This window comes from Methylobacterium sp. Leaf108 (assembly GCF_001423265.1).
Taxonomy (GTDB): Bacteria; Pseudomonadota; Alphaproteobacteria; order Rhizobiales; family Beijerinckiaceae; genus Methylobacterium.
This window is the reverse complement of sequence record NZ_LMND01000001.1, coordinates 322,743-346,171: the sequence shown is the minus strand read 5'-3', so window position 1 is coordinate 346,171 and position 23,429 is coordinate 322,743. Positions and strand designations below refer to the sequence as shown.

12 protein-coding genes are annotated in these 23,429 nt (G+C 69.9%); 7 read left to right on the top strand and 5 right to left on the bottom strand.

All coding sequences use genetic code 11. The annotated features are described in order from the left end of the window. The first annotated feature begins 16 nt into the window (after positions 1-16). From ASF39_RS01660 to ASF39_RS01650, 3 genes are all read left to right on the top strand, one after another. Positions 17-1,846 (top strand): aminopeptidase P family protein, encoded by a 1,830-nt coding sequence (locus tag ASF39_RS01660; RefSeq protein ID WP_056280644.1) that lies wholly within the window; start codon positions 17-19, stop codon positions 1,844-1,846. 221 nt (positions 1,847-2,067) lie between these two features. Next, positions 2,068-4,239, top strand: a complete 2,172-nt coding sequence (locus ASF39_RS01655) for a protein-disulfide reductase DsbD domain-containing protein (RefSeq protein ID WP_056280641.1) — start codon at positions 2,068-2,070, stop codon at positions 4,237-4,239. A 5-nt stretch (positions 4,240-4,244) separates the two neighbouring features. Continuing rightward, positions 4,245-4,871 (top strand): thioredoxin family protein, encoded by a 627-nt coding sequence (locus ASF39_RS01650; protein ID WP_056280639.1) that lies wholly within the window; start codon positions 4,245-4,247, stop codon positions 4,869-4,871. Here the strand turns inward: ASF39_RS01650 and nudC are convergent. Further along, positions 4,841-5,767, bottom strand: coding sequence for an NAD(+) diphosphatase (gene nudC, locus ASF39_RS01645; RefSeq protein WP_056280636.1), 927 nt, complete (start codon positions 5,765-5,767; stop codon positions 4,841-4,843). The two genes, ASF39_RS01650 and nudC, sit on opposite strands and share 31 nt — an antisense overlap. A gap of 4 nt (positions 5,768-5,771) precedes the next feature. Continuing rightward, entirely contained in the window at positions 5,772-6,188 is a 417-nt protein-coding gene (locus ASF39_RS01640; protein WP_056281110.1) for an HIT domain-containing protein, read from the bottom strand. A gap of 137 nt (positions 6,189-6,325) precedes the next feature. Between ASF39_RS01640 and ASF39_RS01635 the strand changes: the two genes are divergently transcribed. From ASF39_RS01635 to ASF39_RS01625, 3 genes are all read left to right on the top strand, one after another. Next, the gene (locus ASF39_RS01635) at positions 6,326-8,869 is read left to right on the top strand and encodes an ATP-binding cassette domain-containing protein (protein ID WP_056280633.1); all 2,544 of its coding nucleotides are present in this window, start codon (positions 6,326-6,328) and stop codon (positions 8,867-8,869) included. 273 nt (positions 8,870-9,142) lie between these two features. Continuing rightward, positions 9,143-10,351, top strand: a complete 1,209-nt coding sequence (locus ASF39_RS01630; RefSeq protein WP_056280630.1) for a murein L,D-transpeptidase family protein — start codon at positions 9,143-9,145, stop codon at positions 10,349-10,351. Between the two features lie 234 nt (positions 10,352-10,585). Continuing rightward, positions 10,586-11,542 carry an MBL fold metallo-hydrolase gene (locus tag ASF39_RS01625; RefSeq protein WP_082494284.1) on the top strand — a complete coding sequence of 319 codons (957 nt, stop codon included), beginning with the start codon at positions 10,586-10,588 and terminating at the stop codon, positions 11,540-11,542. 186 nt (positions 11,543-11,728) lie between these two features. Here the strand turns inward: ASF39_RS01625 and ASF39_RS01620 are convergent, their stop codons facing one another. Together ASF39_RS01620 and ASF39_RS01615 are read right to left on the bottom strand one after the other, a co-directional pair. After that, entirely contained in the window at positions 11,729-14,983 is a 3,255-nt protein-coding gene (locus ASF39_RS01620; protein WP_162240566.1) for a glycosyltransferase, read from the bottom strand. 405 nt (positions 14,984-15,388) lie between these two features. Continuing rightward, complete coding sequence (locus ASF39_RS01615) at positions 15,389-19,120, bottom strand: vitamin B12-dependent ribonucleotide reductase (protein WP_056280625.1); 3,732 nt, start codon at positions 19,118-19,120, stop codon at positions 15,389-15,391. A gap of 511 nt (positions 19,121-19,631) precedes the next feature. Between ASF39_RS01615 and ASF39_RS01610 the strand changes: the two genes are divergently transcribed. Beyond that, positions 19,632-20,045 carry an NADH:ubiquinone oxidoreductase subunit NDUFA12 gene (locus ASF39_RS01610; RefSeq protein WP_056280622.1) on the top strand — a complete coding sequence of 138 codons (414 nt, stop codon included), beginning with the start codon at positions 19,632-19,634 and terminating at the stop codon, positions 20,043-20,045. 360 nt (positions 20,046-20,405) lie between these two features. Here ASF39_RS01610 and polA read toward each other — a convergent pair whose 3' ends face one another. Then, a complete protein-coding gene (gene polA / locus ASF39_RS01605; protein WP_056280619.1) occupies positions 20,406-23,414 on the bottom strand; it encodes a DNA polymerase I in 3,009 nt (1,002 codons plus the stop codon). Positions 23,415-23,429: the final 15 nt, after the last annotated feature.

Sequence of the window (23,429 nt, the reverse complement as noted above, 5' to 3'; positions counted from 1 at the left end):
CCTTAACCCTGGCGGGATGAGCCGCCGCCGCTTCCAGACCTTCGACGACCCGGGCCACCGCGAGGGTGGCGCCCGCCTCGGGGCCTTGCGCGATGCCCTGCGCGGGGCCGGCCTCGACGGGTTCGTGGTGCCGCGCGCCGACGAGCACCAGTCGGAATACGTGCCGGCCAACGCCGAGCGCCTCGCCTGGCTCACGGGCTTTACCGGTTCGGCCGGCACCGCCATCGTCCTCCTGGATGCCGCGGCCCTGGTGGTGGACGGGCGCTACACGCTGCAGGCCCCCGAGCAGGTCGACACCGCCCACATCACCCCGGTGGCCCTGGCCGAGACCACCGTCGAGGCCTGGATCTCGGGCCATCTGTCGGCCGGCGCTCTGCTCGGCTACGACCCCTGGCTTCACACCGCCGAAGGTGTCGGCCGCCTGGAGAAGGCGGCGGCCAAGGCCGGCGCTACCATCCGGGCGGTGGAGTCCAACCCCGTCGATGCGGTCTGGCCGGACCGGCCGGCGGCACCCGCCGGGCCGGTGGTGCTGCATTCCGAGGCCCTGGCCGGGGAGCCGGTGGCGGGCAAGCTCGCACGCATCCGCGCGGCGCTGGAGACGGTGGCCTGCGACGCTCTGGTCGTCTCGGATCCGCACAACCTCGCCTGGGCGTTCAACCTGCGCGGGGCCGACATCGCCCACACTCCGCTGGCGCTCGGCTACGCGATCCTGCCCCGCGAGGGCCGGCCCGCGCTGTTCCTCACCTCGCAGGACATCGCACCCGACCTGCGCGACGCCCTGGCGGGGCTGGCCGACATCCATCCGCGTGCCGCCTTCGCCGCCGCCCTCGCCGGCCTGACGACGGGACGCATCCGCCTCGACACCGCCACGGCGGCGGTGGCGCTCAAGGGCCGGATCGAGGCGGCGGGTGCGAGCGTCGATCTCGGTCCCGATCCGATCGCGGCGATGAAGGCCGCCAAGAACGCCGCCGAGATCGACGGCGCCCGGGCCGCCCACCACCGAGACGGCCTCGCGGTCGCCCGCTTCCTCGCCTGGGTCGATGCGCGGCCGGCCGGCTCCCTCACCGAGATCGCCGCCGTGGAGGCGCTGGAGGATTTTCGCGACCGGGGCGGCGAATTGCGCGACGTCTCGTTCCCGACCATTTCGGGCAGCGGCCCCAACGGCGCCATCGTCCACTACCGCGTCACCCGGGGCACCGACCGCACGGTCCGGGACGGCGAACTGTTCCTGATCGATTCCGGCGCCCAATACGCCGACGGCACCACCGACATCACCCGCACCCTGGCGGTGGGCACCCCGAGCGAGGAGATGCGCGACCGCTACACCCGGGTGCTCAAGGGCCACCTCGCCATCGCCCGCGCGGTGTTTCCGCAGGGGACCACCGGCGCGCAGATCGATGCCTTCGCGCGCCAGCCCCTGTGGCAGGCCGGCCTCGAGTTCGACCACGGCACCGGCCACGGCGTCGGCGCCTTCCTCTCGGTGCACGAGGGGCCACAGCGCATCGCCAAGACCGGGCACGTCGCCCTGGTGCCGGGCATGATCCTGTCGAACGAGCCGGGCTACTACCGCGCCGGTGCCTACGGCATCCGCATCGAGAACCTGATCCTGGTGGAGACCCGGGCCATCGCCGGCGCCGAGCGGCCGATGCTCGGCTTCGAGACCCTGACGCTCGCCCCCTACGACCCGCGCCTGATCGACACGGGCCTCCTCGATGCCGGCGAGATCGCCTGGATCGACGCCTATCACGCCCGGGTGCGCGCGGCGCTCTCCCCCGGCCTCGAGCCGGCGACGCGGGCGTGGCTCGACGACGTAACCCGGCCGCTCGGAGCGGCGAAGGAGCGGTAGGCTTTGCCGCAGCCCCGCCGTCTCGCGTTGGCCGGCAGAATCGCGGCGCCTATGTACAAAGTCACACGTCGCGGTGATTGACGGCGCTCCCCCTCTTCCTTGCGGGGAGGGGGCGGGGATGTCGGGGTGGTTCGCCCGGTCTCGACGCAGGGTCCCCCGGCCACCCCACCTCCAACTCCTCCCCGCAAGGGGGAGGAGAGGCGTGTAACCGAAGGACGCGGATGACCCGGCTTCTCGCCCTCTTGCTCATCGCCATCGCCGGCCTGTCCGGCGCCTCGGCCCAGGGCCTCAAGCTCCCGGCCGATCTCGTCAAGGCCAGCCTGGTGGCCGAGCCCGGCGCGATCCGGGCGGGCGAGCCGTTCGCGATCGGCATCCGCATGGCGATGCGGGAGCACTGGCACGTCTACTGGCGCAACCCCGGCGATTCCGGCCTGCCGCCGGAGATGGCCTGGACCCTGCCGCAGGGATTTTCGGCCGGCGCCATCGACTGGCCGACCCCGAGCCGCATCCCGGTGGCACACCTCGTCAACTTCGGCTTCGAGAACGAGGTCGTGCTGCTCGCGACGGTGACGCCCCCGGCCGATCTCGCGCCGGGCAAGCCCGTGACCATGTCGGGCCGCCTCAGCTACCTGGTGTGCGAGCGCGAATGCGTGCCCGGCACCGCCGACCTGCGCCTGACGGTCCCCGTCGCACCGGAGGGGGCGAGTGCCGCGCCCAACCCGCAGAACCGCGCCCTGTTCGCCAAGGCCCGCGCGGCGCTGCCCAAACCCTCGCCGTGGCCCTCGTCCCTGAGCCGGGACGGCGAGCGGCTGGTGGTGAGCCTCGAGGCTCCCGGCCTGACGCCCGAGGCGATCCGCAACGTCGCCTTCTTCCCCTATGCCGAGACCGCCGTCGAACACGCCGCCCCGCAGGATGTCGCGGTCGACGGGAGCGGCCTGCGCCTGACGCTGACGCGCGCCACCATCGAGGCGACCCCCCCGGCCGAATTGCCCGGCGTCCTCACCTTCGACGAGGTGACGCCGGAGGGGACCCTGGCCCGGTCGTTCGCCCTCGGCGAGGCACCCCCGCCGCCCGCCTCGGCCGTGCCCGCCGCCGCCGACACCGCCGTGGCGACGCCCCCGCCCGCCGAGGCGGACCTGACCCTGTGGGGGGCGGCCGGACTCGCCTTCCTCGGCGGCATCATCCTCAACCTGATGCCCTGCGTCTTCCCGGTGTTGTCGATCAAGGTGCTCAGCCTCGTGCGCCATTCCGGCGAGCCGCCGGCGCGGGTGCGGCTGCATGGGCTGGCCTATACCGCCGGGGTGCTGGCGATGTTCCTGGGGCTCGCCGGCCTGCTCATCGCCCTGAAGGGCGCGGGGGCGTCGATCGGCTGGGGCTACCAGCTGCAATCGCCCCTGGTGGTGGCGGGCCTGGCCTACCTCCTGTTCGCCATGGGCCTGAGCCTGTCCGGAGTGTTCCACCTCGGCGGCTCGGTCGCCGGGATCGGCGACGGGCTCACCCGCAAGTCCGGCCTGTCGGGCTCGTTCTTCACCGGCGTCCTCGCGACCGTGGTGGCGACCCCCTGCACCGCTCCCTTCATGGGCTCGGCGGTGGGTTTCGCCCTGACGCAGCCGGCCGGCGTCGCGCTGACCGTGTTCGCGAGCCTGGGGTTGGGCCTCGCCCTGCCGTTCCTCGTGCTCACCACCTGGCCGGCGGCGGTGCGGCGCCTGCCCCGGCCCGGCGCCTGGATGGACGTGCTCAAGGGCGCCTTCGCCTTCCCGCTCTACGCCACCGCCGCCTGGCTGATCTGGGTGCTGGCCCAGCAGGTCGGCTCGACCGGGCTGCTCTCGGCCCTCCTCGGCCTCGTCCTCGTCGGGTTCGCCGCCTGGGCCTGGGAGAAGGCCGGCGCGGCCGCCCCGACCGGGCGGGCGATCGGGCGCGGGGCGGCCGTGGCCGCCCTGGTGGCGGTCGCCGCCCTCACCCTCGGGCTCGACCGGGACCGGGCGGAGGGGACGGCTGTCGCCGGCGGCACGGAAGCGTTCACCCAGAGCCGCCTCGACGCCCTGGTGGCCGCGGGCAAGCCGGTGTTCGTGAACATGACGGCGGCCTGGTGCATCACCTGCCAGGTCAACGAACGCACGGCGCTGCGCACCGACGCGGTGCAGGCGGCGTTCAAGGCGCGCGGCGTCACCTACCTCAAGGGCGACTGGACCAACCAGAACCCCGAGATCACCCGGCTTCTGGAAAAGCATGGCCGCAACGGCGTGCCGCTCTATCTCCTCTACGGCAGCGGAGCCGCACCGGCCGTGCTGCCGCAGATCCTCACCCAGGGCGCGGTCCTTGCCGCCCTGGAGCCTTTGCCCCTGGCCGTCGCCGACCGCAGCGCGGCTTTCGATGCGACCTTGACGAGGTGAGAGTGATGACGACCACGCGCCGCCGCTGCCTGACCCTGACCGTTGCCGCCGCCCTGCTGACCCTGCCGCTTGCCGCGAAGGCCGCGGGCCCCCAGATCGGGAAACCGGCCCCGGTCTTCACCGCCACCGATGCCGACGGCAAGGCCGTCCGGCTGTCCGATTACGCCGGCAAGACCGTCGTGCTCGAATGGACCAACCACGACTGCCCGTTCGTGAAGAAGATGTACGGCGGGCAGGCGATGCAGGCCCTCCAGAAGAAGTGGACCGAGGCCGGCGTGGTCTGGCTCACCGTGATTTCCTCCGCCCCCGGCGAGCAGGGCGCGGTCGAAGGCCAGGAGGCCAACCGCCTGACCCAGGAGCGCGGTGCCGCGCCCACCGCCGTCGTGCTCGACACGACGGGCACCGTCGGCAAGGCCTACGACGCCCGCACCACGCCGCAGATGGTGGTCATCACCGGGGACGGCACTCTCGTCTACAACGGGGCCATCGACGACAAGCCCACCGCCAACCTCGACGACCTCAAGACCGCCAAGAACTACGTCGACGCGGCGCTGACCGAGGTCGCGGCCGGCAAGCCGGTGAGCGTGAAGACCTCCAAGCCCTACGGCTGCTCGGTGAAGTATTCCTCGTAAGCGGCGACGGTCGTTCCCGCGACGAAGCTGCGCATCAGGAGATGCGCGATCGCCATCGGCGGCGGCGTTGAAAGGCCGCCGGGATGGGCCCCGGCGATCATCGCCGTGACCTCGTCGCGGGAGAACCAGCGCGCGTCCTCGAGTTCGGCGGCGTCGCGGGTGATGGCCTCGGTGAGGCTCTCGGCGACGCAGCCGATCATCAGCGAGGACGGGAACGGCCAGGGCTGTGAGGCGAGGTAGGTCACGGCGCCGATCCTCACCCCGGCCTCCTCGAAGCTCTCGCGACGGACCGCGTCCTCGATGGTTTCGCCCGGCTCGATGAAGCCGGCGAGGCACGAGTACATGCCCGGCGGGAAATGCGGGCCGCGGCCGAGCAGGCAGGCGTCGCCGCGGGTGATCAGCATGATCGCCACCGGATCGGTGCGCGGGAAATGATGCGCGCCGCAGGCCGGGCAGTCGCGCCTGAAGCCGGCCGCCACCACCGCGGTCGCGGTGCCGCAGTGTGCGCAAAAGCCGTTCCTGGCGTGCCAGGAGAGGAACGACCGGGCCGTGGCCACCACCCCGAGTTCGTCCGGCGCCACGCGGCCGGCCGAGGCGAGGGAGCGCAGGTCCACGACGTCGAAGCGCCCACCGGCCTCTGCCGTCAGTGCGGCGGCGAAGACCGGGCGCCCGTCGACCCGGCCGAGGTAGATCGTCAGGCTGCGCTCGCCCGCGCCGGGGGCGAGGTCGTGGCTCAGCAGCGCGGTGTCGCCGGACAGCACGATGCCGTCGGGGGCGACGCAGACGGTCAGCGCCTCGGCGGCCTCGGGCGGAAACGGCGGCGCCTCGCGCTCGGCCGAGTGGCGCACGAGGCGGCTCCGGGCATAGCCGAGGCCGTGGTCGGGGCGATCGGCCATCGGCTCAGGCCGCCGCGAACAGGGTGGCGATGCGCTCGACCATCTGGGCGCGGGCATGGGCCGGATAGGGGGAGGCGGTGCCCACCCCCCAGACCGGGGCCGGCCAGGCCGGGTCCGACAGGAACCGCCCGACCACGTGGACGTGGAGCTGGGGCACCACGTTCCCCAGGGCGGCGACGTTGACCTTGTCGGGCTTGGCCAGGGCGAGCATCACGCCCACCGCGAGGCGCATCTCGGCCATCAAAGCGGCGCCGTCCTCCGGCGTGAGGTCGGTGATCTCGCTGGCGCCCGCCCGGCGCGGCACCAGCACCAGCCAGGGAAACCGGGCGTCGTCCATCAGGAGGACGCTGCACAGGGCGAGATCGCCCAGGTGTACGGTGTCGGCGGAGAGGCGCGGGTCGAGGGCGAAGGCATCGGTCATGACGACGCGATGTAGGGCGAAACCGCGCCCGGGGCGATGCCGCGAGGCGACCGGCGCGCGGGTCAGGTGCGCCGACACGCTTTTCCCCCCACCCGCAATCCACTAAGGGGCCCTGACAGCGGCGCTCAGGGGCAGGGATGGAACGCGGGCCGATCCTCTTCACCTGGCATTCCGCGAGACGCCAGCACGCCCTCGCCCTCGCCCTCGCCCTGGGGGCTGGCGGCCCGCTGGCGCTGGCGACCCTGCTGTGCCTGCGCGACCTCGTCGCCGTGCTGGTCTCGCCCAAGGCGGGCATCGTGCCGTTCCTGCGGGTGGTCGTCGCCTGGCCGGGGCGGGCGGAGCCGACGGTGCTGGTGCCGGGCTGGCCGCTGCCCGTGGCCGAGCTCACCCTGGCCGCCCTCGTCGGGCTGGCCCTGGCCGCCACCCTCGCCGCGGCCCTGGGCTGGGCGGTGGGGCGGCTGTGCTTTCGCGCGCAGACGCGGGCGCTCCAGCGCCTCAACGGTCGCGTCACCGATGCGATCCTGCGCGCGCCGGCCGCCGCCCGCGACGAGGTGCGCGGCCTGACCCAGCTCGTCGGCCAGCTGCTCGCGCGGATGGACATGCTGCTGGGCCTCGGCATCCTGGCCCCGGCGCTGGCCCTCGGCGCGATTCTCCTCACCCTGATCCTGGCCTATCTCGCCGCGCCGCGCCTGGTGCCGGCGGTGACCCTCGGTCTGCTCGCGGCCGGGCTCGCCCGGGCGCTGATCCTGCGCCGCAGCGAGGCCCGCTCGGCCCTGCGCCGCCGGGAGAGCGCGGCGGCCGAGCGCGCGCTGGCCGACCTCGTGCGGCGGATGCCGGCGGTGCGGGCGCACGGTGCGGCGGCCTTCGAGCGGGCCCGCATCGGCGCCAAGGGGCGGGTGGCGCGCGAGGCCCTGACCGCGTCCGAATCGGCCCTGGCCTACGCGCGGGCGCCCTCCGTGGCGTTGGGCATCCTGTTGCCGGCCATCGCGCTCGCCGCCTCCCTGTGGCGCGGGCCGGCGGCCGAGGGCGAGAGCGTGGACGTCGGCGCGCTCGCCGCCACCGGCGGCGCCTTCGTGCTCGCCGTCGTCGCGATCTCGGTGGTGCTGCGCCTCTGGTTGGTCCACGTCGCCGCCGCACCGGTGTTCCTGGAGATCGCCCTGAGCCTGCGCGGCCTCCAGGCGCGGCTGGCCCCCGGCGCGGCCGGTGCGGCCTTTCCCGAGGCGGGGCCTCTGGCGGTGGCCGGGGCCGGCGCCTACGACCCGGTCACCGGCGAGCGCCTCACCGGCGTCACCGTCACGGTACCGATGCCCGGCCACGTGGCGATCCTGGGCGGCGCCGGCAGCGGCAGCCGCGTGCTCGCCGCCCTCCTGGCGGGCCAGCTCGAGCCCACCGCCGGCGCGGTGCTCTACGCCGGCACCGACCTGCGCGCCCTCGACCCCGCCGAGCGCGCCCGGCGCATCGCGCTCGCCGGCGCCGAGGCGATCCTGATCGAGGGCACCCTGCGCCAGAACCTGCTCTACGGGGCCGCCCCCGAGGCGGTGCCCTCCGAGACCGAACTCGTCGCCATCCTGCACCAGACCGGGCTCGACGCCTTCGTCTACGCCCGCGGCTTGGAGGGTACCGTCGATCCGGTGGCCGATCCATTGCTGTCGCAGGCCGTGGTCGCCGCCCGCCAGGCGGTGCGCGATGCGCTCGCCGCCGACGGGGCGGCGCATTTCGTCGAACCGTTCGACCCCGCCCGCTACGGCCATCAGGCGACGGTGGGCGAGAACATCCTGTTCGGCGAGCCGGTGGACCCCGCCTTCATCGGAGGCGCCCTCTGCCGCCACCCCTACCTCCGCGCGGTGCTGGAGGCCGAGGACCTGACCCGCCCCCTCGTGGAGGTCGGGCTGCAGGTGGCGCGCTCCACCGTCGAGATCTTCGCCGACCTGCCCGACGACCACCCCCTGTTCGACGCGTTCTCGCTGTTTCCCGCGGCCGAGCGCGGCTTCTTCGAGGACCTCGTCGCCCGCCAGCCGGAGGCGCGGGGCTGGCGGCGCGGCCCCGCCGGCCAGCGCGACCGCGAGCGCCTGATCGGGCTCGCCCTCCTCTACAGCGAGACCCGCCACCGCTTCGGCCTCGTCGACGCCGCCTTCGAGGACCGGATCGTGGCCGCCCGCCACTCGTTCCGGGCGATGATGCCGGCGCACCTGCGCCCCGGCATCGCCTTCTACGATCCGGCCCTCCTCAACCCCGCCGCCAGCTTCGAGGAGAACATCCTGTTCGGCCGCATCAACGGCGAGGAGGCCGGCGCCGAGGTCAGGGTGCGTGCCCTGGTGCGCCGCGTCCTCTCCGAACAGGGGCTCGAGCCCGGCGTCTATCGGCTCGGCCTGTCGAGCCGGGTCGAGCCGGGTCTCGGCGGCGGCGGCGCGAGTCTCGGCGAAAACGCCATCGACGCCCGCACCCGCATCGCCATCGACCTCGCCCGCTGCCTCGTGCGCCGCCCCGACATCGTGGTGGTCGCCATCGCCTTCGAGGACCGCAAGCCCGACAGCGTCCGCGCCAAGCTCACCGCCCTGCGCACGGCCCGCGCCGGCACCGGCCTCGTGGTCTGCCTGCCGGACGCGGGGTTCTTGGATGCGGACACGCCGTTCGACCGGGTGTTGGGGGTGGAGCGGGGGGTGGTTTCGGTGGTGGGGTGAGTTGGCTCAACGTTTGATCGGCGATTTGATTTTGAACCGCTCTTTAGTCTGTCCGTTTTTAGAAATCCGGTCGATAAAAAGCCTTGATTGACACCGTCCGGGAAGAAGTGGAACGAGGCCGGCTCCGAACCTTTATTGGATGCCATGAACCACGCACGCTAGGCGACGTCCCCCGTCCATTTCCCGCCCCAATGGGATGCAAGACCTAAAAGTCGTTCGCGCGTGGGCCGGTCCGGTGTCGGGCCGGCGGTTCGCTTCTCCCCCAGGGCCCGTATGGATTCCTCTTCACAGGCGGCGGTGGCGTGGGCCCGGCTCGGGCGGGTCGCCGTGGGGGCGCTGCTGATCCTGGTCGCCGGCCTGGCGCGCGAGGCGGCGGCGCAGCCGGCCAAGGCTTTGGCGCCGATCCCGGGGGCGACCCTGGCGCTGATGGCCGCCAAGGGCACCACCGCCGCGGCGCCGGTGCTGTTCCGGGCCTACAAGAAGGAAGCCGAGATCGAGGTCTGGAAGCGGGCCGGCAGCGGTCGCTTCGTGCATGTGAAGACCTATCCGATCTGCCGCTGGTCGGGCCAGCTCGGCCCCAAGCGCAAGACCGGCGACCGCCAGACCCCCGAGGGGTTCTACACGGTGGCCAAGTCGCAGATGAACCCGAACTCGGCCTACTATCTGTCTTTCGACGTCGGCTATCCCAACGCCTACGACCGCGCCCACGGCTACACCGGTTCGGCGGTGATGGTGCACGGCGTGTGCTCCTCGATGGGGTGCTTCGCCATGACCGATGCGGTCGCCGGCGAACTGTTCGCCATCGCCCGTGATGCCTTGGCCGGCGGCCAGGCGGCCTTCCAGTTCCAATCCTTCCCCTTCCGGATGACGGCGGCCAACCTCGCCCGCCACCGCACCGACCCGGAGTATCCGTTCTGGCGCCAGCTGAAGGAGGGGTCGGACCGGTTCGAGGCCTCGGGCGAGGAGCTGGTGACCGGGGTCGCGGCCGGGCGCTACGTCTTCGCCCCCTCCAGGGACCCGCAGCGCGAACGCGAGGTGGCCGCCCGCCGCGCCGAGGAGGACGCGCGCATCGCCGGCCTCGTCGCCGACGGGGTGGCGGCCGTGCGCACCACCTATTCGGACGGGGGCCAGCATCCGTTCTGGGCCGCCTTCTCGGCCCGGGGCGGCGCCGTCGGCATGCTCAGCCGGCCCGAGGCCCTGGCCTACGCCGGGCAGGAGGTGGTGGTGATCCCCGCCCGGCGTGCGCCGGTGCAGGTCGCCGAGGCGGTGTGGTCGCTCTGGATCGCGCGCAACTCGCGCCATGCCCCGTGGCGGGCGCCGGCCTTCGTGCCCGCCTACGACGCGGCGCCCGCGCCGTTCGCGCCGCTCCTCACCCGCTACGCCCAGACCCTGCCCACCGTGGTGGCCGCCACCCTGGCCGGACAGGTGCCCCCGGCGGCCCCGGCGCCCGCGCGGGCGGTGGAGGTGCTTGCGCAACGGTGACGGCCGTGTGGTATGCCAGCCGCCGCCCGGCCTCCGGCCCGTGTGCGGTCACGCACATCGGCGGCATGGCCGGATCACTACCTCAGGACGACGAAACCGATGAGGCCAATGATGGGCGGAGTGCGACGTGCCCGGGCCCGTCGCAGCACCGGCGCCCGTCACAGGAGAGGCCGAGCCCGGAACACCGGATATGGGACCGCGACCGGACGGATCGCGGCGAGTGGTTGACGGTCCATGACGCAGTGCAACGCCATCGAGACAGGTCCCTTCGGCGATCATCGGGCCGAGGCGGCCGCCGCCGAAGTCGCGGCCCTGGGGGACCGTAGCCTGTCGCTCCGGTTCTGGGGCGTGCGTGGCTCCACGCCGGTGAGCGGGCCCGATTACCAGGAGTTCGGGGGCAACACGCCCTGCCTCGAGATCCGCTGCGGGCAGCGCCTGTTCATCCTCGATGCCGGCTCGGGCCTCAACGCCTGCGGGCTGCACCACCGCGCCGGCCTGCCGCAGGAGATCGATCTCCTGTTCAGCCACCTCCACCTCGACCACACCGCCGGCCTGCCGTTCTTCAAGCCGGCGATCCTCGACCCGACCCGGACCGTGAACACCTATTGCGGCAACCTCGACGGCGCCTGCGCGACCGCCGCCCTCGACCGGCTGTTCTCGCCGCCGCTGTTCCCGGTCACCCTCGCCTGCATGCCGGCCAAGCTGGCGCACCACGGCTTCCGGGCCGGCGAGCCGTTGGTGTTCTCCGACGGGATGAGGGTGGAGACGATCCTGCTCAACCACCCCCAGGGCTCCACCGGATACCGCTTCGAGCACGGCGGACGCCGCCTGTGCATCATCAGCGACATCGAGCATTCGGACCCCTGGCCCGACCCCGCCCTGACGGAGTTCGTGCGCGGCGCCGACCTGATGGTCTACGACGGCATGTTCACGGAGGGCGAATACCCGGTCTGCCGCGGCTGGGGCCATTCCACCTGGCAGAAGGGGGCCGAACTGGCACAGGCCGCCGGTGTCGCCGCCATGGCGATCATCCACCTGCACCCGGCCCACACCGACCCGATGCTGCGGCGGATCGAGGCCGAGATGCAGGGCGTGATGCCGACCGCCTTCATCGCCCGCGAGCGCCAGATGGTCGAGGTGGGCGCCCTCGCGTCGGGGTGGGGGACGCCGCCGCTGGCGCGGACGGGCTGAACCCGGACACCGCCCGATGAAAGCGGTGGCCCTATCGGCGAGCCCGCGCGGCGCTCGAACGAAGCCCATGTCCCACGTCACGACGTGATCGACCGGAAACGGAATCACTCCGGCCGATCTTCCAACCGGCCGGATCCGGCGCCCTCCACCAGCGCGTCCGAACCGGGGCGGACCCCGGGGGACGGGTCAGGGCATGTAGAGGCCGACCGCCTCGAAGGCCTTGCGCATCGTCTTGACGCCCAGTTCGAACGAATACGTCGAGCGGATCAGGTCCTGTCCCCTCTGGGACATCAAGGTCCACAGGTCCTTGTCTTTGGACAGGCGGGTGACGGCGTCCGCCCAATCGGCCGGATCGTCGACGATCAAGCAGTCATAGCCGTGGCGAAGCCCGATTCCCTCGGCCGCCAACGGCGAGAGCACGCACGGTACGCCGTGCGCCAGGGCACCGAGGACCTTGCCCTTGATGCCCGCGCCGCTGGTCAAAGGGGCGACGAACACGAGGCAGTGATCGTAGACTTCGGAGACGTCCTCGACATATCCCTGGATGACGACATCCTTTGCGGCCAAAGCCGTGACGTCGGGTGACACGTTGCTTCCGTAGACGTTGAAATCCATCGCCGGCGACAGGTTTCTCAGTCTCGGCATCACGCTCTTCACGAAGAAGGCCACGGCTTCGCGGTTCGGGTGGTGGTTGAAGCCCCCCAGGAACGCCACGCCGGAGCGGCCCTCGAACGGCGCCACGCTTGTCGCGATCTTCTCGACCCACGGAACGTACATGACGCGGGTGGAATCGAGGTTGTGGCTCATGATGACGGCATGTTCGACGCCGTTGTAGCTCAAGGTCAGATCGACATCGCGCATCACCGCCAGTTCGTCGTCACGAACCTGGAGCGCCCGATCCACCTGCGCGCGATCGCCCAGGTTGATACCGGCGCGGAGTTCGCGCAGGAAATGCAGATCGGCATTGTTCATGATCAGTTTCGCCTGCGGGGCGAGACGGCGGGCGAGTTCGACGCAATGGCTCGCGACATAGTAACGGGTCATGTAGATGGCATCGAACTCGCGCCCGTGCCGTTCGAGGACTTCCGAAATGGATTGGTAGAACGGCGCGTAATAGGTCTCGATCCCGAGGCGCTGAAGCGTCTCGGTATGCCGCCCGAGGTAGGCGAGGTTCTGCGGCAGGAACGAGACCTTGTAGCCGAGCGCCTGGACCATCTTCATCTCTTGGATGGCGGCGTAGCTTCCGGCATCGGTGTCGAGCTTGGGCGTCTGGAAATCGATGAACAGGACCCGGCCGATGATGCCGCGATCCTTCTCGAGGTCGGGGGTTTCGCCCTCGCGCCCGTTCTTGCGATAGTCGCTCACCCATTTGCTCTTGAACTTCGGCCGGTTGATCTCCTGGTTCTTCTTGGCCCCCGACGAAACGTCGGTGCCGCCCGTGACGCCCTCGAAATGGTAGACCACCGAGGTGGCGACATACAGCGTCTTGTAGCCGTGCTTGCGGACCTTGAACGCGAGGTCGGTGTCTTCGAAATAGGCCGGCTTGAACTCCTCGCTGAACCCGCCGACTTCGTTCCAAACGGTGAGCGGCAGCATGATCGCCGCGCCGGAGAGGTAATCGGCCTGGCGCGTGTAGGAGTAGCGCGGTTCGTGGGGGTTCTGGCTGCGCCCGTAGTTCCACGGGTTGCCGCTTCCCCAGACGATGCCGCCCGCTTCCTGGAGCGATCCGTCGGGATAGACGAGCTTGGAGCCCGCCAGCCCGACGGTGTCGAAGAGATCGAAGCTCGCCAGGAGTTCGTCGAGCCAGCCGACCGTCGGCTCGGTATCGTTGTTGAGAAAGAGGACGTACTTGCCGCGGGCTTCGAGCGCGCCCCTGTTGCAGGCGCCGATGAAGCCGAGGCCGATCTCGTTCCTGACGATCGTGATGCCCTTGGCGACGGCGTCGAGCTTCAGCGTTCGGTCCTTCGAGCCATCGTCGACCACCACGACTTCATATGACGTCTTGTTGTGGGCGAGCAGGAGCGCGCACAGGCAGAAATACGTGACCTCGAACTTGTTGTGGACCGGAATGACGATCGTGACCTGCGGGTCGGCGTGCCGCGGAAATTCGATCTCGGCGAAGTTCTTGTTGAAATCGAAGCCCTGGACGACCACGCCATGGACGTGGTGCAGGCGCCCCTGGAACGTCGCGTCCATCCCATGCCTGAGGTGGGCCTGGAGCGCGCGATACCGGTCCGCCGCCGCCGGGGCCAGATGGGTCGGCAGGCGCGGTGCCGTATGTTCCTGGAGGATGTGCCAGGGGGTGACGTGGCAGGGGACGAACTGGTAGTCGCGATACAGGAACGCGATGCCGGCGAAGTCTCGAACGTCGAAGAGATGGACCTGCCCGTCCAGCAATCGTTCCGGCAGAACGAAGTATCGTTCCGAGATTTCGCCCCAGCTGACGAGACCGTCCAATCGCAGGCCATCGCAGTACAGGCTGCAGTTCGACACGCCGTCCAGATTCACCCTGAGGGTTCGACCCCCGAGGATGGTCAGCGCCGCCTTGCTCTGATCCTGCATGGAGATGGCGTCGTAGACGACGGCCTGCTCAGCCTGGCTTTGATGATTCGCGACAAGATAGACCGTCGATCTCTCGCTGTTGATCCGATCCAGGTCGAGCTCGGCCTGATAGACCTTGGCATCCGACTGGCCGCCGATGACGGCGAGCAGGTTGCGGGTCCAGCCGTCCTCCAAGCCACCGCCGTCACCCGACGTGGGCTGGTTGCCGATGCGAAGACCGAGGTCGGTGAAGAAAACGAAGAAGTTCATTCCCCGCACGCCGTTGTGATGGCGAAGGAAACGAATGCCGAGGCGCAGCGTTTCCGCGCCGGCAGGTGCCTGGCCCCTCAGATCGACGAACTGCCAGTTCTCACGGTCCGGGCCACCCAGGTGCTCGTTGACCGTGCTGGAAACGACGTCGATGACGTGCTGGTCCGCGTTCAAGAACGCGACTTCGACACGCGCCAGTGCGCGATGGGCCGCGAAGAAACCCGTGAAGCCGTACATCCTGCCGGCATCGATCGGAATGTCTTCGCCGAACAGGGGGTCGCGATAAACGACGCTGAAGGAGGGGCTTGCGGTAGAGCCGGTCAAGTAAGCCGCCGACATTTCGACGAGGCGCGTGTCTTCGGAAAAATCGGTCCCGAAATTGACGGTCGGCGGAAGAGCGGCGGGGGCTATCCAGTTGTCGACGCCATTCGAAAAATCATGGTTGAGGAGAACGTTTCCTCCCGTCAGCAGGCGCGGTAGATTTTCCTTGGTCGGATGCAACGGGTAAATGCTGTTGCCGGCCTGGATGGAATATGTGTCAGAAAAGCCGTTCAAATCCGAAATGACTAAAGCACGTCCGTCGTATGCTCTTGCAAAGGAGTACGGCAAAGTCATATCGGCGAAACCCAATCCTGAGTCGATTCTGCACGCAAGAGCGTCTATGCGCGCTACGTGACACATTGGTGGCATCACGTGCTATCGACTGCCGATTACCAGCGCAATAGGGCGCTCGCACATCGACGGGTAGGGGCGGCGGCGCAGTTTGCGGGCCGCGGCCGGGTGGCGACCGCCCGTCGCCCGACGACCCGCCCGGGCACCGTTTCCGATTCGCGGGTTGGCCGTGAGCCGACCCCTCGCCCGGGGACTGTGCCGAGCTATTTCGAGACAGTCCCCATTCCCGCGGCGGTCGTCCCCGGCGACAGACGAAGGGCGCCGATGGATCGGCGCCCTTCGTCTGTCATGGGTCGCCGGACCGATGGTCCGAACGCGACACGGGACGTGCGTGTCAGACGGCGTTCCGACGAGTGGCGGCGATCACGAACACCCCGTCGTGCCGCCGCAGGTGTCACACTTCAGGCAGGTGCCGTTGCGGACCAGCGTGAAGTTCGCGCACTCGGGGCAGGATTCCCCGACATAGCCCTTCATCTTGGCCTCCGCGCGCCGGTCGGAGACCGTGCGCTCCGCCTTGGCGAAGGGGAGGGCGTCGAGGAGGGCCTCGGCGTGGCCCGCCGCCACCGGTTCCGCCTTCAGGGCCGTGGCGCCGCGCAGGGCATGGACCACGCCGCCGGCCGGAGCCGTGACGCCGGCCGCCGGCGAGCCGATTCCGACGCTGCCGCCGGCCGGGCCGCCCTGGATCAGGGTGAGGCGGTCGGCCGAGCCGCGCACGAGGCCGCGCGAGACCACCGTGGAGGCGGCCTGCTCGGGCTTGTCGCCGGCCCGCGTGCCCTCGCCCTCGCCCTTACCCATCACGGTGTTGCCGATCTCGGAGGGGTCGACGTGGGCGAGGTCCATCCGACCCAGGTACGAAATCGCCAACTCGCGAAAAACGTAGTCGAGGATCGAGGTGGCGTTCTTGATGGCGTCGTTGCCCTGCACGAAACCCGCCGGCTCGAAGCGGGTGAAGGTGAAGGCGTCGACGTATTCCTCCATCGGCACGCCGTACTGCAGGCCGATCGAGATCGCGATGGCGAAATTATTCATCAGGCTTCGGAAGGCGGCGCCCTCCTTGTGCATGTCGATGAAGATCTCGCCGATGCGGCCGTCGTTGTATTCGCCGGTGCGCAGGTAGACCTTGTGCCCGCCGACGACCGCCTTCTGGGTGTAGCCCTTGCGCCGGTCAGGCAGCTTCTCGCGCGAGCGGATGCGCTCGACGCGCTCGATCACCCGCTCGACGATCTTCTCGGCGAGCTGCGCCGCCTTGGCGGTGGCGGGCTGGGCCACCAGCGCCTCGATGGCCTCCTCGGCGTCCTCCTCCTCGTCGGCGATCAGGGCCGAGTTCAGGGGCTGGGACAGCTTGGAGCCGTCGCGGTAGAGGGCGTTGGCCTTGAGCGCCAGGGTCCAGGACAGCCGGTAGGCGTTCTTGCAATCCTCCACCGTGGCGTCGTTGGGCATGTTGATGGTCTTGGAGATGGCGCCCGAGATGAACGGCTGGGCCGCCGCCATCATGCGGATGTGGCTCTCCACCGAGAGGTAGCGCTTGCCGATGCGCCCGCACGGGTTGGCGCAGTCGAACACCGCGTAGTGCTCGGGCTTGAGGAAGGGGGCTCCCTCGAGCGTCATCGCCCCGCAGATGTGGGTGTTGGCCGCCTCGATGTCCTTCTTCGCGTAGCCGAGGAAGGACAGGAGGTCGAAGGTCGGGTCGGCGAGCCTGTCGGCCGGGACCTTGAGCACGTCCTTCAGGAAGTCGTCGCCCAGCGTCCAGCGGTTGAACACGAACTTGATGTCGAACGCCGACTTCAGTCCGGCCTCGATGACGGCGATCTTGTCGTCGGTGAATCCCTTGGCGCGCAAGGAACCGGCGTTGACCGCCGGCGCCTGGCCGAGCGAGCCGTGACCGACCGCATAGGCCTCGATCTCGGCGATGTCCGATTCGCGGTAGCCGAGCGAGCGCAGGGCGTCCGGCACCGCCCGGTTGATGATCTTGAAATAGCCGCCGCCGGCCAGCTTCTTGAACTTCACGAGCGCGAAGTCCGGCTCGATGCCGGTGGTGTCGCAATCCATCACCAGGCCGATCGTGCCGGTGGGCGCGATCACCGTCGCCTGGGCGTTGCGATAGCCGTGCTCCTCGCCGAGCGTGAGGGCGCGGTCCCAGGCGGCCCTGGCCCGGTCGACCAGGTTCGCCTGGGGCACGTTGGCGATGTCGAGGGGCACCGGGGCGATCGAGAGGAACTCGTAGCCGCCCGCCTCGCCATGCGCCGCCCGGCGATGGTTGCGGATGACCTTGAGCATGGCGTCGGCGTTCTCGTCGTAGCCCGCGAAGGCCCCGAGTTCGCCCGCCATCTCGGCGGAGGTGGCATAGGCCACGCCGGTCATGATCGCGGTGAGCACCCCGGCCATGGCCCGGCCCTTGTCCGAGTCGTAGGGCAGGCCCATGCTCATCAGGAGCCCGCCGATGTTGGCGTAGCCGAGCCCCAGCGTGCGGTAGCGGTAGGACAGCTCGGCGATCTCACGCGACGGAAACTGCGCCATCATCACCGAGATCTCGAGCACCACCGTCCAGAGGCGGTTGAGGTGCTCGAAGGCCTCCACGTCGAACTGGCCGGTTCCCCGGTCGAACATCGTCAGAAGGTTGGCGGATGCCAGGTTGCAGGCGGTGTCGTCGAGGAACATGTACTCCGAGCACGGGTTCGAGGCCCGGATCCGGCCGGCCGTCGGGCAGGTGTGCCAGTCGTTCATGGTGGTGTTGAAGTGCAGGCCCGGGTCGGCGGACGCCCAGGCGGCCTCGCCGATCTTGTCCCACAGCTCGCGCGCCGGCAGCGTCTTTGTCGTCTTGCCGGTGGTGCGGGCCTTCAGCTCCCAATCGGCATCCGCATCGACGGCGCGCAGGAAGTCGTCGGTGAGCGAGACCGAATTGTTGGAGTTCTGGCCGGCCACCGTGAGGTAGGCCTCCGAATCCCAATCGGTGTCGTAGACGGGGAAATCGATCTTGGTGAAGCCCTGGCGGGCGAACTGGATGACGCGCTTGGTGTAGGCGTCCGGCACCATCTCCTTGCGGGCGGCCTTGACCGCCTTCTTGAGGGCCGGGTTGCGCTCGGGGTCGAAGCAGGCGTCGCCCTCGGCCTCGCACTGGGTGCAGGCCTTCATCACCGCCTGGAGGTGTTTCGAGACGATCTTGGAGCCGGTGACGAGGGCGGCGACCTTCTGCTCCTCCTTCACCTTCCAGTCGATGTACTGCTCGATGTCCGGGTGGTCGATGTCGACGATGACCATCTTGGCCGCGCGCCGGGTGGTGCCGCCGGACTTGATGGCGCCGGCCGCCCGGTCGCCGATCTTGAGGAAGGACATCAGGCCCGACGACTTGCCGCCGCCGCCGAGTTTCTCGTTCTCGCCGCGCAGCATCGAGAAGTTCGAGCCGGTGCCCGAGCCGTACTTGAACAGGCGCGCCTCGCGGACCCACAGGTCCATGATGCCGCCCTCGTTGACGAGGTCGTCCTGGACGCCCTGGATGAAGCAGGCGTGCGGCTGCGGGTGCTCGTAGGACGAGGCAGACTTCGTCAGCTCGCCGGTGCGGTAGTCGACGTAGTGGTGGCCCTGCGCCGGGCCGTCGATGCCGTAGGCCCAGTGCAGGCCGGTGTTGAACCACTGCGGCGAGTTCGGCGCCACCATCTGGCGGGCGAGCATGAAGCGCAGCTCGTCGAGGAACGCCGACGCGTCCTCTTCAGAGGTGAAGTAGCCGCCCTTCCAGCCCCAATAGGTCCAGCAGCCGGCCAGGCGGTCGAACACCTGCGTCGAGGAGGTCTCGGAGCCGGTGCGCTCGGCCTCGGGCAGCGAAGCGAGCGCCGCCTCGTCGGCGACCGAGCGCCACAGGAACGACGGCACGTCGTTCTCTTCCACCTTCTTGAGGCGCGCGGGCACCCCGGCCTTGCGAAAATACTTCTGGGCCAGCACGTCGCTGGCGACCTGGCTCCAGCTCTCGGGGACCTCGATGCCCTCCAGCCGGAAGACGACCGAGCCGTCCGGGTTGCGGATCTCGCTCAGGGTCTTGCGGAAGGGGATCGTGGCGTAGGGGGACTGCCCGGCCGTGGTGTGGCGCCGCTCGAACCGCATGTACCTGTGTTCCTTAAGGTGTCGAGGACCATCGACGATGCCGCCGCGCCCCGACGCGGCCGGTGCCGCGGTCATGGCGTGACGACGCCGCGCATCGGCGAAAGCGCGATGCGCCGTTCTTGTAAAAACGACGAAGACCGTTGTGCCGCCCGCTCGATACGACCGCTTCGGCGACGAGAGGACCGTATCGCGACCGGACCGCTTGCGTCAACAACTAGTGTGCGCCGGCTACGTTCCCGACTAGATGTTGTGTCGCCGATGCAAATCCTGTGGATATCGCGAGGCCGCCGGTAAGTGCTGTTTTCGCTTGGCGGAATCCGCGCGGAAAAATTGTCGGCGCACAGGCCGGGACGACATCGGCCGGGCTCCGGGCCTGGTTAACGGCCGGGTGTGGGATTCCGGTCGCAGCCGGGGTCGGGGGCGGGCCGCGACTGGACTTCCCCGTCCCCCCTCACCATAGTCCCGCGCGATCACACAGACGGGGCGCCTACGCCCCCTTCAGGCGACGGCGATGGCTCTCAAGGACACGCTCCTGCGCATCTTCACCTGGTGGAACGGGCAGACGATGTCGTTGGCGCTCTACACGGCGCGCAGCGGCCAGCTCGTCGGCACCGACGAGGCCGGCAACACCTATTACAAGGCGCAAGGCCCCCTGATCGACCGCTCGGTCGGCACCGAGCGGCGCTGGGTGGTCTACAACGGCTACGCCGACGCCTCGAAGGTCCCGCCCGGCTGGCGCGCCTGGCTCTGCCACAACGGCGACGTCGCCCCGAGCGAGGAGACCTACAGCCCGCGCGAGTGGCAGAAACCCCATGTCGAGAACCTGACCGGCACGGTGGCCGCCTATCGCCCCAAGGGCTCGCAGCTCAACCCGGACGGCCGGCCGGTATCGGCGGGCGATTACGTGCCGTGGACGCCGAACTAACAGGCCTCAGCGGGCGCCTTGGCTGACCGAAGATCCGGGCAAGACTGACGACGGCCGATCGTCCGACACACCTGGCCGCTTCGATGTCGTCCTTCCCATCTGCGACCTCATCCTGAGGTGCCGCGACAGCGGCCTCGAAGGAGGGCTCCAGAACCCGATGCGCTTCCTGGAATCCTCCTGCGAGGCCTCCGCGTCGCTCCGTACCCCTCAGGATGAGGCGGATCGGTCGGAGGAACCGCGCACCGAGGGGCGTTTCTCCCAGTTCTGCGAAGTGCTCCCATCGCTGCGAATCGGCACTTCCTTGGCGACGACAGGGCGTTCGACGGCTGACCGATCAGCGACGGCTCGACCGATCGCTCGTCAATGCGCCTCCTCCCAATTCCCGGCCGCCTGCGCCTCCACCACCAGCGGCACCCGTAGCGTCAACGCCGGGGCCGGCGCCTCGACCATGATCCGCGAGATCACCGGCAGGGCGGCGGCGACCTCGTCCTCGGGGGCCTCGAACACCAGTTCGTCGTGGACCTGGAGCAACATCCGGACGTTCAGGTGCTCGGCGCGAAGCGCGTCCTCCATGCGGATCATCGCCCGGCGGATGATGTCGGCGGCCGAGCCCTGGATCGGGGCGTTGATGGCCTGGCGCTCGACGGAGGCGCGCTCGTTGGGGTTGTTCGAGCGGATCTGCGGATAGTGGCAGACGCGCCCGAACAGGGTGGTGACGTAGCCCTTGTCGCGGCACAGCGCCTTGGTGTCGTCGATGTAGGCGCGGATGCCGGGGAAGCGCTCGAAATACTGCTTGATGAAGGCCGACGCCTCCTCGCGGCCGATGCCGAGGCGGTCGGCCAGCCCGAAGGCCGAGATGCCGTAGATGATGCCGAAGTTGATGGTCTTGGCGCGCCGGCGCAGGTCGCTCGTCATGTCTTTCAGCGCGACGCCGAACATCGCGCTGGCGGTGGCCGCGTGGATGTCGATGCCGTCCTCGAACGCCTGGCGCAGCTGCGGGATGTCGGCGATGTGGGCGAGGATGCGCAGCTCGATCTGGCTGTAGTCCGCCGAGATCAACCGGTTGCCCTCGGCCGCCACGAAGGCGCGGCGGATGCGCCGGCCCTCTTCCGTGCGGATCGGGATGTTCTGCAGGTTCGGGTCCGAGGAGGAGAGCCGGCCCGTGGTGGTGGCCGCCAGCGAGAACGAGGTGTGGACCCGGTCGGTGCGGCGGTCGGCGTGCTGCTGCAGGCTGTCGGTGTAGGTCGACTTCAGCTTGGCGAGCTGGCGCCATTCCAGAATCTTCTTGGGAAGCTCGTGTCCGGCCTGGGCGAGTTCCTCCAGCAGGGTCGCCGGCGTCGCCCATTGGCCGTTGGCGGTCTTCTTGGCGCCGGGCAGGCCCATCTTGCCGAACAGGATGTCGCCGATCTGCTTGGGCGACGACACCTGGAATTTTTCGCCGGCGTCCTCCTGGATCTCCTCCTCCAGGCGGACCAGGATCTGCGAGAAGTCGCCCGACAGGCGGCTGAGCATCTGCCGGTCGATGCGGATGCCTTGCGCCTCCATCCGCGCGATCACCGGTACCAGCGGGCGCTCCAGCGTCTCGTAGACGGCGACCCGCCGCTCGGCGACGAGGCGCGGCTTCATCATCCGCCACAGGCGCAGGGTGACGTCGGCGTCCTCGGCCGCATAGGCGGTGGCCTTGTCCAGCGGCACCCGGTCGAAGGTGATCTTGGCCTTGCCGGTGCCGGTCACCTCCGAGAAGGCGATCGGCTGGTGGCCGAGGTGACGCCGGGCGAGCTCGTCCATGCCGTGGCCGCCCTTGCCGGCGTCGAGCACGTAGGAGATCAGCATGGTGTCGTCGAGGGGCGCGATGCGGATGTCGTGGCGCGCCAGCACCACCCAATCGTACTTGAGGTTCTGGCCGACCTTGAGCACGCCCTCGTCTTCCAGGAGCGGCTTGAGGGCTTCGAGCGCCGCCTCGAAGGGAATCTGGCCGGGCAGCAGGCCTTCGCCGAACAGGTCGTCGCCGCCGGTGTGCTTCAAGGGGATGTAGGCCGCCCGCCCCGGCGCCACGGCGAGCGAGACGCCCACGAGGCCGGCGTTGTTGGCGTCGAGCGCGTCGGTCTCGGTGTCGACCGCCACCACGCCGGCCTCCCGCGCCTCGGCGATCCAGGCGTCCAACTGCTCCAGGGTCGAGATCGTCTCATAGGCGGTGGTGTCGATCGGGTTGGTCGCCTCGGCCGCGCGGGCCGCCACCAGGGCGGAGGGCGTCGCCTCGCCCGGGATGCGGGCTTTGGGCGTCCCGTCGGGCAGGCCGAGGTCGGCGAAGGGATCGACCTCGCCGCCGGGGGACGCCGCCTCGAACGGGGCCGCCTCGCCGCCGTCCTTGCCGGGCAGGAGCCCCGGATCGGGCTTCACGGTCTCCGGGTCCACGTGCAGCATCGAGGCGATGCGCCGGGTCAGCGTGTTGAACTCCATCGCCTTGAGGAAGCCCACCAGCTTCTGAGGGTCGGGGGCGGGCATGCGCAGGTCGTCCAGCGCCACCGGCAGCGGCACGTTCTCTTCGAGGGCCACGAGCTTTCGCGACAGCCGGGCCTGGTCGATGCTCGCCAGCAGGGTCTCGCGGCGCTTGGGCTGCTTGATCTCGCCCGCCCGCTCCAGCAGCGCGTCGAGGCTGCCGTATTCCTTGATGAGGGCCGCCGCCGTCTTGAGGCCGATGCCGGGCACGCCGGGCACGTTGTCGGAAGTGTCGCCGATGAGCGCCAGGGCGTCGCCGATCTGGTGGGGCTGCAGGCCCTCCCACTTGGCGACGATGGCCTCGAGGTCGAGGTTGCGCTCCGGCCGGTGCCCCGGCTTGCCCTTCACGCCCGATTCGAAGTCGTAGAACCGCACCAGCGGCCCCACGAGCTGCATCAGGTCCTTGTCGGAGGAGACGATGATGACGCCCGCCCCCCGCGCCTCCGCCTGGCGCGAATAGGTGGCGATGAGATCGTCGGCCTCGTAGCGCTCAAGCTCGATCGGCTCGAGGCCGAAGGCGCGCACCGCCTCGCGCATCAGCGGCATCTGCCGCTTGAGGTCGTCGGGCGCATCGGGCCGGTGGCCCTTGTAGTCGGGATAGAGCTCCTTGCGGAACGAGCCCTCCGACTTGTCGAACACGATGGCCAGGTGCGTCGGCATGATGCCCGCCGCCCCCTCCTGCACGAACTGCGCGATCTTGGTGCAGAACAGCCGGATCGCCCCGGTGGGCAGGCCGTCCGAGGGCCGGGTGTTGTATTTCTGGTCCTGGTTGATCGACTGGAAGTAGGCGCGAAAGATGAACGACGAGCCGTCCACCAGGATGATCTGGTCGCCGGGGCCGACGGGAGAGTTTGCGGAAACGCCAGTCATCGAATCAGAACGCTC

Coding starts and splice junctions, on each gene's coding strand:
- ASF39_RS01625 (WP_082494284.1), top strand. CDS start 10,586: ATGACGCAGTGCAACGCCATCGAGACAGGTCCCTTCGGCGATCATCGG.
- ASF39_RS01655 (WP_056280641.1), top strand. CDS start 2,068: ATGACCCGGCTTCTCGCCCTCTTGCTCATCGCCATCGCCGGCCTGTCC.
- ASF39_RS01610 (WP_056280622.1), top strand. CDS start 19,632: ATGGCTCTCAAGGACACGCTCCTGCGCATCTTCACCTGGTGGAACGGG.
- ASF39_RS01630 (WP_056280630.1), top strand. CDS start 9,143: ATGGATTCCTCTTCACAGGCGGCGGTGGCGTGGGCCCGGCTCGGGCGG.
- ASF39_RS01660 (WP_056280644.1), top strand. CDS start 17: ATGAGCCGCCGCCGCTTCCAGACCTTCGACGACCCGGGCCACCGCGAG.
- ASF39_RS01635 (WP_056280633.1), top strand. CDS start 6,326: ATGGAACGCGGGCCGATCCTCTTCACCTGGCATTCCGCGAGACGCCAG.
- ASF39_RS01640 (WP_056281110.1), bottom strand. CDS start 6,188: ATGACCGATGCCTTCGCCCTCGACCCGCGCCTCTCCGCCGACACCGTA.
- ASF39_RS01650 (WP_056280639.1), top strand. CDS start 4,245: ATGACGACCACGCGCCGCCGCTGCCTGACCCTGACCGTTGCCGCCGCC.
- nudC (WP_056280636.1), bottom strand. CDS start 5,767: ATGGCCGATCGCCCCGACCACGGCCTCGGCTATGCCCGGAGCCGCCTC.
- ASF39_RS01615 (WP_056280625.1), bottom strand. CDS start 19,120: ATGCGGTTCGAGCGGCGCCACACCACGGCCGGGCAGTCCCCCTACGCC.
- polA (WP_056280619.1), bottom strand. CDS start 23,414: ATGACTGGCGTTTCCGCAAACTCTCCCGTCGGCCCCGGCGACCAGATC.